Below are 12,780 nucleotides of genomic sequence, written 5' to 3' on the forward strand. Positions count from 1 at the left end.
AATTCTTGAGAATAGGCTGGTCAGAAGATTTCAAACATTTTTTAATTTTGGATTGTCATTTTGCACTTTTCATTTTGAATTTTGAATTTGAGATGAGCTTAATTAAGATTTATGTCTAGCCTATACTATCCTCCATCGACCATCCACTGAACTACCGTGACACGTCGATGACATCAACCGGTTCCGGTAGTGGCACGTTGAATATGTGACTCAAAATTCGTCTGGCTGCTGGAGCCGCTGTGGATCCACCATGCCCACCCTGCTCAACAAGGACGACAATGACGTATTGAGGATTATCCGCCGGTGCGTAGCATGCGAACCAGGCAAAGTCATCTTTGCCAAAGACCTGGGCGGTACCGGTCTTTCCGGCCACGGGTACGGGGAAGCCCGCAAAGGCTCCACTCGCCGTTCCTTGAGAGACCACTCTCTTCAGAGCAATTTGCGTGGCACCGATGATCCCCGGGGGCAATTCCAATTTTCCCAATTCCTGCGGTTTAAATTCATAGGAAACCCTGTCGTCTGGAGTTAAAAGAGCCTTGGCTACATGAGGCTTGTAAAGAATGCCGCCATTGGCGATTGCCGCGTAAGCATTGGCCATTTGAAGCGGGGTGACCAGCAAGTCGCCCTGTCCAATGGCCATATTTACCGTATCTCCTGGAAGCCAGACCCTGTATCGTGGATTATTCTTATATTGCTCCCTTTTCCAGGCTTTGTCGGGAACCCTTCCCTTGGCTTCCGAGGGGAGATCGATTCCGGTGAGGGCACCAAATCCAAACCTTCGTGACCATTCCTGGAACTTCTCCTGGGTTTTATGGAGCATATAACCAATTTCATAGAATACCACATCGCAGGAGTGGATGATTCCTCTGATCAAGTCGATTCCTCCGTGGCCGGAGCGTTTCCAACAAGATTTAGCCCAGCGCTCGCCAAAGCGAGTCCATCTACCGGTACATTTAAAGGTGCTTCTGGGCGAGACCAGATGCTCAGCCATCCCGGCCACCGCTGTGATGGGTTTAAAAGTCGAACCCGGGGGATATGAACACATTATCGCCCGGTTATTTAGGGGGAAATGGTTTGAGGGGTCGTTTAACAGCGCCCACTCTTCGCTTGAAACCCCACCCTTGAAAAGACGGGGATCATAGGAAGGGTGACTCGCTAAAGCCAATACCTCTCCATTTCTGGGATCCATGACCAAGACGGCTCCGGCGGCTGCCTTTTCATGTTTATGTCCATGAGCGGTGTCGATGGCAGCTGCCAGGGCCTCCTCGGCAGCCTGTTGTATGTCTGCATCTATGGTGAGCATGAGATTATAGCCGGGCACGGGGTCTTTCTTGCCCAGAATCCTTAAGGGTCTTCCGGTGGCATCGACTTCCACCTGCTGTCCTCCCTTTTCGCCTCGCAAGACTGACTCGTACTGTCTTTCAACCCCGGTTTTACCGATGAAATCCCCCAAGCTGTAATGCTTGTATTCTTTCTTCTTCAGTTCTTCCTCTGAGATCTCCCCAAGGTATCCAAGAATGTGAGCGGCGAGATTCCCTCTGGGGTAGTCTCTGATGGATTCAATTTGAATATCGACACCGGGAAACTCCGATTGATGCTCCTCGATAAAGCTAAGAGTTCTTTCATCCACATCTTTCTTGACGATCACCGGTTTTAAGGGATCTCTCTTCTCCTCCAGCTTTTCCTCGATTTCCTGGACGCTTACCCCAAGAACTTCTGCTAGCTGGGAGAGGACCTCTCTTTTATCCTTTACGATAGAGGGATCCACGGAGATGGCAGGGCTGGGGCGGTTTTCAACGAGGACATTTCCCTTGTGGTCATAGATGGTTCCCCGGGGGGCATCCACGGCAACCAGTCTTATTCGATTTTCCTCGGCCAACTTTGCATACTTCTCACCCGCTAAGACCTGCAAAAACCAAAGCCTTCCCAATAACACGCTGAACACCAATAAAGCGAGTATGCCAAAGATAGCCACCCTTATGTGAATCTTCTCCGGGACCATATTCTCCTTCTCCCAGACGTTTTGATCAATTTTAAAGCTGTTAAGATTCTTCCCTTGTATCTTTTAGGGTTCCGGATATCTCAATCAGGATGACTGTTACATTGTCGATTCCGCCTCGGTCATTGGCAGCTTCCACCAGTTTTTGGCAGATGGTCTGGGGATCGAGGTTTTCGCTCAAGATCTTCCCGATCTCTTTCTCCTTAAGCATTGAGGTCAGACCATCGGTGCACAAAAGGATCTTATCTTTAAGTCTCAATTCGATGGAGGATAGGTCAATCTCAACGGAGGGGGTACCCAGGGCTCTGGTGAGCACGCTTCTCAAGGGGTGAATTTCTGCCTCCCATGGATTCAACCTTCCATCCCTAACCATCTGAGCGACCAGGGAGTGATCCTCGGTGAGCCTTTGGAGTTTCCCATCTCTGAATAAATACGCCCGGCTATCGCCGACATGTCCGATATGTATCCTGTTCCTCGTGGGGACCACGACCGTAATGGTGGTGCCCATTCCGGATCGACCCGAATGGGCTTCTTTCATGATCGCAAGGTTTGCCCTGCGGATGCTGGTTTTTATGCGCTTTTCCACATCCATTCGGGAAGGCCTGCCTGCCGGCAGGCAGGGCAATTCCTTTAAGCTCTTTTCCAGGCTTTTCAGCGCTATAGCGCTGGCCACTTCACCCGCTTGGTGTCCACCCATGCCGTCGGCTACGGCAAAAATTTTTCCCGTGGCCAGGTAACCATCTTCGTTTATTTCCCTGACCCGACCGACATCGGTGAATGCGGCATATCTCAATTTCATCAATTCTCACTCCACGAACTCCAGGAGTGTCTTCCCAATCCTGATCCTGTCCCCCGATTTCAATTGAGCCGGTTTCGAAATTCTCTTTTCCCTCAAAAATGTACCATTTGTGCTGTTAAGGTCCTCGATGAAATAGGCTCCATTCTTTTCTAAGACGCGTGCGTGGATGTGGGAAACGAAGGAATTGGCGAGAACGATGTCGTTATCGGGGGAACGACCGATGGTTAAACCATTTCCAAGGGGAAAGACCGTGCCGATTTCCGTTGCACCCTCAAGGACGATTAACCGTGCACGGAGGGATTTGGTAGAGATATCTTTGTAGATTACTACCACTATGAACAGCAAAAATAGATATAGAAGACCAAGAAAGATGTATTTAAGAAGGAGGAGAACTAAATTAAACATCCTCCGAACTCCTGAACTCGAGCTCCGTGGTTCCCAGGGTTATGAGGTCTCCGTCTCGAAGCAGTTGCTCTTCTATTCTCTTTCCATTGACCAAAGTACCATTGGTGCTCTTAAGGTCCCTTATTACCAATCCCCTCTCTTCGAGTCTGATTTCTGCGTGAATTCTTGAGACGTTGGGGTCTGGTAGGACGATATCGTTTGTGGGAAGTCTCCCCAAAGTGGTTAAAGGCTTAGTTAGGGGGAATTCACGCCTGGCACCACTTTTCAGCATAAGCATCCCTTTGGGAGGAATTGGTTCTTCCATGGGCATCAATTGGGTTTGATCTATTACGGGTTTCGCCTGCCTGCCTGCCCGTCCGGTCCCAAAGGGAGGCTTCGCTCCAGGCGGGCCTATGGGTATGGCTTGCCTGGGCAGAGCCTGTTTGCCGGCGGGTACGGCGCTTTTTTTGACGAGCTTGCTTTCCACTCCTATTTCCCCCAGTGATAGATCATCTCGAGCGGAAATTTTAATTTCGGGGGGGCTTATGAATGTGAGACCATCTTTTTTGGCTTGCCTCATCAAAAAATCCTTCAATTCGCTTAGCAGTGGTTCCTCTATGGATTCCAGGTTTTTCTTATCTTCTTCGCTGAGGTATAAAGTGTATTCATTGGGGGCATAGATTCTCTCTATGCTGACGGTTTTGTTTCTCTCCATTTCTCTCACAAGCTTTTTTGCCAGCTCTATAGGTTGGACACCCGATTTGAAGCTTCGAGTGAAGAAACCCTCGAATAAAGCCTCGAGTTTTCGCTCGAACTCTTTTAGGCTCATCTCATTCCCATTCCTGAATCCGGAAATCTCTTTCGAGTCTTTCCTTGCCTTCTTTCCAAATTTTCTTTCTGGGAATGTGCTTAAAGGGGATCAAGGGAAGCAGAATCAATAACATTATAAGCGAAAAGGAGAGCCTTTGCATTAATCCGCCATAGGACACGGGTGGGATATTTAATATTGTGGGAATCCAGGTATATCCAATGACCAAAAGAGCCGATCCTACCAGGATTGAAAGAAGACTCGAAGAAAAACGCCTTTTGATGGTCATTGCCCCCATGATGAATCCTATACCTGACCATAGGGTCACCTGGTAGATGAGGAATGGGTGGCGCAGGAATGGAGCGATTAGCTGTTTCAGGACACCGGTGAGATCAAGACCCTTAAGCGATTTAAATAGAAAGTATTCGTTGGGAATATCGGTGAATCTCAAGACCGGTTGACCTGTAAAAAGATCGTAGAATTCTAATCCCAGACAACCCAATCCGCTTAAGCAGGCGGCAAGTGGGGGTGAGAAAATCAAACTAACTAGGAAAAGATAGACGATTCCCAGATTTAAATGGGCTGCGATCGGGATGAAGAGTGGTACTAGGGAGGTCAAGGGTTTCTTGTGGGAGAAAGCAAGCCAGTAAATCAGAGAGAATGAGGCAAAGAGTATCCCCAAACTCCGTGAGTATTTGATTATGGCTGGGAAGAGCAGGGCAAAGGATGAGGCTATGCCCACCGATGGAGTAAGAAAGGTAAAGAGGAGGATGATGAAGGGAAGGAAGAGAGTTATACTTCCCGGGTAAAAGGGAAATTTTTGGAAGGCAAGCCAGAAACTTAAGGCGAGGACGGTGGAGGCGATACCCCTCTTCAGCGATTCGGCGTGATCTCCAACCACTGACCAAATTCTCTCCCTCATCTGCTCCAATCCACCGGGTATCTCCTCCTCTTCCTCCTCTCTTTGAGCCACGAGGATAAGGGGCTTCAGTAATTTCTGTGGTGATACCCTTGAGGTTCGACATCGCTCCAGTTTAAATCGCATCTCGGTTGCCGTTTCGAATCTTGCCTCTGGGTCTTTTTCTAAAGCTTTTAGCACTACCACATCCAGTTTTCGAGGAACTTCGGGATTTATTCGGCTGGGAGGAACGGGATCTACATTAAGTACTTTAAAAATGGTAGCCCCGGAGGTTTCAGCGGCGAAGGGCGATACTCCAGTGAGCATTTGATAAAGGACCACACCAAGGGAGAAGATATCCGTTGCCTCATCCACATATTCTCCCTGAGCTTGCTCCGGCGACATATAAGCCAGGGTTCCTAAAATATCTCCCCTTCTGGTCATCGTGGAGGACTTGAGACGGGCGATGCCAAAATCCATGATTTTTACCCTTCCATCCTGGAGGAGCATGAGGTTTTCGGGCTTTATATCCCTGTGAATGATTCCATTGAGATGGGCACACTCCAACCCCAAGCAAATTTGGCTGGCAATGGTGATGCTTTGATCGCAAGATAATGGGGATTTTTTATTTAAGATTTCCGCGAGGGTGGCCCCTTCGATATATTCCATCACCAGGTAATAGTCATCTTCAAATTCCTCAAAATCGTAGAGGGTGACGATGTTTGGATGGTTGAGCAGAGCCACAGTGCGGGCTTCCCTTAGGGCACGGGGTGCGGTCTTGCGCGAGGCCGGGATTTTCTTGATGGCCACCACCCGATACATCCGGGTGTCATAGGCCTTATATACTTCGGAAAATCCACCTTTCCCTAGTCCCTTAAGTATCTGATACCTGTTGAGCAACAAGTCTTCATTCATTTTCTTTATTTTAACTCTTTGACTTCTATCCACAAGTCGAAATTGCAGGAATAAGCGAAGAATTATGGAAAATATTATCAGCGAGATGTACTAATGTTTACAAAGGAGGGGGAAAATAGTTCAATATATATGGGGAAGGTACAGGCCGCGGTGGTGAAATTGGCAAACACGTCAGCTTCAGGAGCTGATGCCCGAAAGGGCTTGGGAGTTCGAATCTCCCCCGCGGCACTCTAATATGCAAAACGAAAGCGCTGCTAGGCAGCGCAAATAATTACCAAAAGTAAAGGGGCTTAATTTGAGCATTACTTACTCCAAAAGGAAAAGATATCCCTACATTCGTCGCAGAAGAAAGTCGCGTCTAAGACTCCTTTTTCTTTTTCTCCTCATTTTAGCTCTGATTTACCTCTTGGGCATCATAAGCGGGGGTTTGGGAAAAGAAAGGGAGAAAACCCGCCTCAAAACCTACATTCTCGAGATCAATAAAATCGTGATTCAATCCAACACCGTAGCTAGGGAGTTCAATCGGGTGAAAGCCGATGCGCCCAAAATATCCCGTTCCGAACTCGGGGAAAAGTTAACCAGCCAGGCAACGAGGAGCAGATCCCTCGCGAAGAAATGCCGCAAAATTGAGGTTCCTTCCAAATTAAAGAAAGCCCATTCGTATCTCACGATATGTCTCGATCTCCGAGCTAAAGGTTTGGAGGATTATAAACCCGCTCTGTTCAACGCTCTTAAAGATATAGATCTGGAGGTATCAAGCGGGCAAGTGGCTTTGACATTGATGGACCTTCGATTAAGCGATAGGGCATATTCCCTGTTTCGAAAGGAAGCGGAGAGGGTTTTGAAGGACATGCACGTACCCGTCTCGGTGATCGATTCAAAATTCTTGAAGGAAAGCATGGCTTTTCAGAAGGAAAGTGTAATTGCTTATCTTCGGGAGTTGAAGGGGATTGAGGCTCTAGAGGAAATACACGGTGTGGGAATCATTGAACTCAAAATAGAGCCAAAGCAAACAAGCTTTTTGGCTTCGCGAAGACTGGCCATATTACCCAGGTCAAATCAGATATCGGCCACAGTGACCATAGAGAATCAGGGAAATCAGGTGGAGAAAAACATTCCTGTGGAGGCAATCCTAAAGTCAGAAACCGAGCCCCGGGAGTACAAATGGCGAGCTAAAATTTCCTCCATAGCTCCCGGCGAGAAGAAAACCGTCGTCTTCTCGGGACTCAAGCCCATTACCTTTAATGTCGTCCACCTTCTCACCATCAAGGTTGGTCCCGTCCCCAACGAGAAAAACACCGCAAACAACGTAAGGGAATTCAAATTCATGATGCGTTAAGTTTCGCCTCTCTTCTTCAATTCCTCTCTGGCTGCTTCCTTTGCCTTCTCATAGACCAATTTGAGGGGAACGTTGGATTCTCTAGCTATTCGTGCACAGTCTTCGTATTCGGGGGAGATGTTCACAATCCTTCTTCTAAACTTGCCTATTTTAATGGCAATGGGACCAAATTCCGTGTCAATCTCAAGAATTTCCCGGGTTAATTTCCTACGAGTCTCCCTCGAACATCGTATCCCAAGAGTGGTTGTCTCTTCGAATAGTATCTCCAGGATTTTTTCTTCAATCCTTAAGGGGAGGAGAACCGAGAGGGTGACTCCCGGGCGATTTCTCTTCATGTAAATTGGGGTTAACCACACATCCAGGGCACCAGCTTCAAATAACCTTTCCATGACATGGTGATAAACTTCAGGATTCATATCATCGATGTTTGCCCTGATGGTCTCGACCAAATCCATCTCCTCGCCTATACTCAGGGCTTCTCCCACTAGGATGCGGAGAACATTTGGTATTTTTAGATCCCTGGTTCCTGCCCCATAACCGATGGATGCTATCTTCAAGGGGGGCATTTCCCCAAACTCCTTGGCATAAGTTTTGATTATGGCCGCTCCCGTGGGGGTCACCAGCTCGGTGGCGATACCCGCGCTGTAGATGGGAATGTCCTTTAGTATTTCCAGGGTGGCCGGAGCGGGGATGGGAAGCACTCCGTGTTCCGTCTTCATCAATCCCATCCCCGTAGCTAAAGGGGAGGAGTAAATCTCCTTTATGCCCAAATGATGCAATCCAATCACCGTTCCCAAGATGTCTATGAGGGTGTCGTGGGCTCCAATCTCATGGAAGTGAACCTGATCTATGCTTTTGCGGTGGATTTTGGACTCGGCTTCAGCGAGCTTTAAGAATATTCGCTGGCTTTCTTCCTTTACATCTGGATGTAATTTGCTTTCTTGAATGATGCTTTTCACATTGGACCAGGTACGTATGATGCCCTTTTCCTCCGCTCGGACACATACCTTCGTGGCTGAGATGCCCAATTTTTCCACTTTTTCCGCCTTTATTTCATAATCTTTGAGCGGAAGCTTCTTGAGCTCGGTTAGGAGCACCTCGAAGGGAAGCCCGGCATCCAAGAGGGCACCCAAGACCATGTCTCCACTTATCCCCGAAAAGCAATCAAAATAAGCTATTTTCATTTAAGCACCTCTGTTTAGCCCCATCTTACCAGTATTTTCCTTAAGTTTACCACCACAGAAAAATTTTTGAAATTCTTTCTTTATCTCCACCAGCTTTATTTTCTATGGTAAAATGTTTTGGGATGATGCATATGAGAAAGGTTCATCGAGTTTTGGGAATATTGCTCACTCTCTTCTTTATTTTCCCCATCTTTGCTGGGTGCAAAGGCACCTTGGAGAAAGAGGGGGTGGGAGAGAAAGTAAAACCTCAGAAGCCAGACAAGAAATACTATAAGCTCAGTCCAAGGGATGAGCATGGGATAAGGGCCTGGGTGCCCAAAGAGCTTGAAAGCATCACCATCTGGAAAAAGAAAAAAAGCAAGGTTTTAAGACCAGGAGACAAACACTTCGATGAGCTGAGAGAAGCCTGTGAGGAAGTCTTCTTTTCCGTTGGTCCAACTATTGATAGACGCTATGGTCTTTCGAGTTACTACACCCAAGTTGGCGCAGAGGTTGTGGTTCTTGAATACAAGCGACCATTCTATGTAGAAAGAATAGGTGTTGACTGGGTTTCAGATGTTGGTGAAGAGCAGAACAAACCATTCTTTGTCCTCGGAGTCGGACCTTTTGAGGTACTTCATCTGGGGACACGTGGATTTGAGATTAATAAAGATCTCCTTGAAATCATGGATATCTCCAGAGAAGTTTGGGGAGAGCCAAGGCCAAATGAAAGATACTATAAGCTCGGCCCAAGGGATGAGCACGGAAATAGAGCCTGGGTGCCCAAAGAGCTTGTGAGCATCACCATCTGGAAAAAGAAAAAGGGCAAAGTTCTAACACCAGGAGATAAATACTTCGATGAACTGAGACAGGCTTGTGAGGAGGTTTTCTTCTCAGTTGGTGGACCTATTAAGAGAGGCTTTCCTTATTCGATTTACTACATCCGAGCCGGTTTTGAAGTTGTGGTTCTCGAATACAAGGAGCAATTCTATGTGGAAGGACCAGGTGTTGATTGGATCTCAGAGGGGGATAAAAGACCTTTCTTTGTGCTCGACGAAGGTCCCCCTGATGTACTTCATTTGTCAATGGGTGGGTTTGTGATTCATAGAGATCTTTCAGAAATCAGAGAGATCGTCAAAAAAATTTGGGAGGAGGATAAATGAATTCTTGGATATCGCGCTGTAAGCACTGAGGATAGAGACGAGTATATAGCTGACCAATTCTTCAAATACGTTACGGGAAGTATTGAACCTCCGGCAGATACCTTATGGTCATCCTTCATCAAAGCAAATCACGATCAAGGAGCTGCAGGTTACGATCGGGTGAATTGGGCCATCGACGGCTATCTCAACCATCGCTACGATTGGTTGCATGGCTTCAATCCTCCACCGGGTTATACCAATTACACGCCCTATGCATATTCCGATGAGAATGCCATTTACCAGTGGAATGAAAGCAATTACACGGGGACTCCCTATCACCTGACAAAAGCCCCTAAACCCTTCTGGTATCTCCTTTGGGCAGCCCTCAAGAATCTCTTTTGTGGAGATAGGGCTCACGCTCAAGCTCCTCTCTCCCTGGCTCAAGGGAAGGTAGTAGTGGAAACACCTTTGAGCGAAGAGAAACCTTTGGTTGCTTCAATTTCCATTAAGAAAGAGGAAGTGCAGGCGGAAGAAATGGCACAAAGATTGCTTCAAGGAAATCTCGAAAGGAAAGAATTTAAAGGGATTGTGAGCTATACCGATGGAGAAAATGGCATCTCCTTCTATCCCACTGGTGCCTTCACTTACGGCAATGAGAGCTTGGAAACCATCCCCACAAAGATGGGTGAAAAAGAAGCCAGGAAAAAGGCAGAAGAGTTCATCGAAAAGACGGGTGGTCTAAAAGAGTGTTACTCCCTCTCAAAAGTCTCAACCATCAATCAAAAGAAGCTCTCCACGGGGGAAAGTGACATCATCGCCTGGTGCTTCGAATACAGACCAAAGATTAAAAGGATTCCCATTGTTGGTCCTGGTGGTCCTCAAATAGATATCATCGTTAGTGACAATGGCATATTCCATTGCCTGTCCTATATCCCATCTTTCCAAGAGGGCTCTTCAAAGAGCATCCTTTCACCAAGGGAAGCGGTGGAGAAGGCTGCCTCAAAGATAGCGGATAATTTCAAACCTCGTCTTCCCGTAACCATAGAAAAGGTTGAATTCGCCTATCATTCTCCCTCCTTCGACGAGCAGGGTACCGATCTTAAGCCCATTTGGTGTCTGCAAACCGATAAAGGAGCAGTCCACGTGGATGCTATCTCTGGAGAAGTTCTCACAGGCCCTTTGAAGTAAAAATAGGCTAAATGAGTATTTTAGACGGGAGAAAGCAAATGCGCTACCTAAGTCATTTAAAAAGAACAAGTTATAAGGGTGTAGTAGCGAAGCTGATGGTACTGCTTATCTTGATGACTTTCACCATTTTTTCCACTGTTCCAAAGGTACTCGCCCAAGATGGTTCCATCTCAGGTAGGATAACGGATGAAGCTGGCAATCCACTGACCGGTATAATGGTTCAGGCCACTGCTACTTGGTTGGGGGGAGAACCTCCTGGAGAACCTGGTGAGGTTGGTTCCGTTTTCGCTTTAACGGATGAAAATGGTCACTATAGAATCGTTGGTCTTCCATCCGGAGAATACTGGGTCTCAACCTGGAATGACCAAGGCTATATGGATGAATACTACAACGACAAGCTCACACCCTTGACCGCCGATACCGTCATAGTTAATGCTTCCCAGGAGACCACGGGCATAGACTTCGTCCTATCAGTTGGTGGCAAAATCACCGGTAGGGTAACGGATGAAGCAGGCAATCCACTGGCAAACATCAAAGTAATTACGAATAAACCTGGATGGCAGGCTAGTATCTCAACTTTAACGGATAAGAATGGATATTATGCTCTTATTGGTCTTCCCTCAGGAGAATATTACAAGGTTTACACCTCGAATGATCAGGGTTACATAGATGAGTGCTATAATAACAAATTAAAGTGGGAAACCGCAGATATCGTCGCTGTCACCGCTCCCAATGAGACCCCGGATATCAACTTCGCCCTCGCCAAAGGGGGTACCATCTCCGGCAGGGTAACTGATGAGGTGGGCAACCCTCTCAAGGATGTTGGGGTTCGTGCTGAACAGATCGATTGTGAGAACCTTCCTTATGTCAATTGGGAAGGCACTGCTTACACTTCTACTGATGCAGATGGTTATTATATGCTCATCGGTTTTCCATCGGGAAACTACATAGTCGAAACTTCAAATGAGCAAGGTTACCTCGACGAATATTATAACGATAAACCAAATTGGGCTAGCTGGACGAATGCTGATATCATCACGGTGACTGCTCCAAGCGAGATCACAAACATAGACTTCGCCCTCGCCAAAGGGGGTACCATCTCCGGCAGGGTGACCGATATCAATGGTCAACCCCTAGGGAATATATGCGTGTGTGCCCAAATTGATGGCGACCGTAAATGGGGAACCACAGATGAGAATGGGAATTATGCGATCATTGGTCTCAGAAGCGGAAATTACAGGGTTTTCACCTACAACAATTTAGATTTCATCAATGTCTTTTACAATGATAAACCCAATGAGGAAACCGCAGATATCGTCGCCGTCACCGCACCCAATGAGACCACAGGCATAGACTTTGCCCTTAAACCCGTACCAAATTTTTCGGATGTCCCCACGGATTTCTGGGCGTATGGTGAGATCAGCGCTCTCGCCAGTAAGGGTGCGATCTCCGGTTACGACGATGGGCTCTTTCGCCCAGGCGATCCCGTTTTCAGATCACAGTTTGTCAAGATGCTCGTGAATTCCCTGGGTCTTCCCTTGAATACGGAGTATAAGGGATACTTCACCGATGTTCCACAAGATCATTGGGCCTGGCAGTATATAGAAACCGCAAAAGATCATGGGATAGTGCAGGGCTACGGTGATAGAAAATTCGGTCCAGAGGATTGTGCCACCAGAGCTCAGCTTGCAACCATGCTCGTGAGGGGTCTGGGCATTTCGGTGAACACAAGTTACATAGGATACTTCACAGATGTCCCACAGGCTCACTGGGCTTGGCAATATATAGAAACGGCTAAGGATCAAGGCATAGTGCAGGGCTATTCAGATGGGAGCTTCAGACCAGAACAACTTGTGAGAAGAGACCAGACAGCTGTGATGATCTACAGAGCGTCATTGAAGTAAAAATAGAAATTTTTACAAATGTGTTAAATTAAGGCAAATGAGAAAGATATCCATTCCCTCAAATTTATTTCTTCTCTTTCTACTGGTTCTTTTAATCATCCCTCCCGGTTGCGAGAGGATTTTAGGGTATTTGAAAAGCAGGATGGATGAAGACTTCAAGAGGAGGAGTGAGAAGCGTTACGAGAAGATCTCAGGATATCCCAAGACCGCGGTCTCATCCTATGGAGAAGATGTCGGAACA

11 protein-coding genes and 1 tRNA gene are annotated in these 12,780 nt (G+C 47.1%); 6 read left to right on the forward strand and 6 right to left on the reverse strand.

The genetic code is table 11. The features are described from left to right. Nucleotides 1-151: 151 nt before the first annotated feature. Genes mrdA through QMD66_07455 form a run of 5 tightly spaced genes read right to left on the reverse strand, consistent with a single transcriptional unit; the run spans nucleotide 152 to nucleotide 5,788 of the window. Nucleotides 152-2,002: a penicillin-binding protein 2 gene (mrdA, locus tag QMD66_07435; GenBank protein ID MDI6822658.1), complete on the reverse strand. Its 1,851-nt coding sequence runs from the start codon at nucleotides 2,000-2,002 to the stop codon at nucleotides 152-154. 40 nt (nucleotides 2,003-2,042) lie between these two features. After that, entirely contained in the window at nucleotides 2,043-2,798 is a 756-nt protein-coding gene (locus tag QMD66_07440) for a Stp1/IreP family PP2C-type Ser/Thr phosphatase (protein MDI6822659.1), read from the reverse strand. Between the two features lie 6 nt (nucleotides 2,799-2,804). After that, nucleotides 2,805-3,203 carry an FHA domain-containing protein gene (locus QMD66_07445; protein MDI6822660.1) on the reverse strand — a complete coding sequence of 133 codons (399 nt, stop codon included), beginning with the start codon at nucleotides 3,201-3,203 and terminating at the stop codon, nucleotides 2,805-2,807. Next, entirely contained in the window at nucleotides 3,196-4,011 is an 816-nt protein-coding gene (locus QMD66_07450) for a DUF3662 and FHA domain-containing protein (protein MDI6822661.1), read from the reverse strand. Before QMD66_07450 ends, QMD66_07445 begins: the two co-directional genes overlap by 8 nt. Nucleotide 4,012: 1 nt before the next feature. Then, complete coding sequence (locus tag QMD66_07455; GenBank protein MDI6822662.1) at nucleotides 4,013-5,788, reverse strand: serine/threonine-protein kinase; 1,776 nt, start codon at nucleotides 5,786-5,788, stop codon at nucleotides 4,013-4,015. A 159-nt stretch (nucleotides 5,789-5,947) separates the two neighbouring features. On the opposite strand from QMD66_07455, the gene QMD66_07460 reads away from it, so the two are divergent. Next, nucleotides 5,948-6,031, forward strand: a tRNA-Leu gene (locus QMD66_07460). 67 nt (nucleotides 6,032-6,098) lie between these two features. Next, nucleotides 6,099-7,142 (forward strand): hypothetical protein, encoded by a 1,044-nt coding sequence (locus QMD66_07465; protein ID MDI6822663.1) that lies wholly within the window; start codon nucleotides 6,099-6,101, stop codon nucleotides 7,140-7,142. On the opposite strand, the gene larC is transcribed toward QMD66_07465, so the two are convergent. Beyond that, nucleotides 7,139-8,326 (reverse strand): nickel pincer cofactor biosynthesis protein LarC, encoded by a 1,188-nt coding sequence (larC, locus tag QMD66_07470; GenBank protein ID MDI6822664.1) that lies wholly within the window; start codon nucleotides 8,324-8,326, stop codon nucleotides 7,139-7,141. The two genes, QMD66_07465 and larC, sit on opposite strands and share 4 nt — an antisense overlap. A 131-nt stretch (nucleotides 8,327-8,457) precedes the next feature. Here larC and QMD66_07475 point away from each other — a divergent pair, with 131 nt between their 5' ends. The 4 genes from QMD66_07475 to QMD66_07490 form a co-directional block, all read left to right on the forward strand. Next, entirely contained in the window at nucleotides 8,458-9,468 is a 1,011-nt protein-coding gene (locus QMD66_07475; GenBank protein MDI6822665.1) for a hypothetical protein, read from the forward strand. 159 nt (nucleotides 9,469-9,627) lie between these two features. Next, a complete protein-coding gene (locus QMD66_07480; protein ID MDI6822666.1) occupies nucleotides 9,628-10,635 on the forward strand; it encodes a hypothetical protein in 1,008 nt (335 codons plus the stop codon). A gap of 38 nt (nucleotides 10,636-10,673) precedes the next feature. Further along, nucleotides 10,674-12,539: a carboxypeptidase regulatory-like domain-containing protein gene (locus QMD66_07485; protein ID MDI6822667.1), complete on the forward strand. Its 1,866-nt coding sequence runs from the start codon at nucleotides 10,674-10,676 to the stop codon at nucleotides 12,537-12,539. Nucleotides 12,540-12,576: 37 nt separating this feature from the next. Continuing rightward, the coding region (locus QMD66_07490; protein ID MDI6822668.1) for a hypothetical protein at nucleotides 12,577-12,780 on the forward strand (204 nt) is incomplete at its 3' end.

This window comes from Actinomycetota bacterium (assembly GCA_030018275.1).
GTDB lineage: Bacteria > Actinomycetota > Aquicultoria > Subteraquimicrobiales > Subteraquimicrobiaceae > Subteraquimicrobium.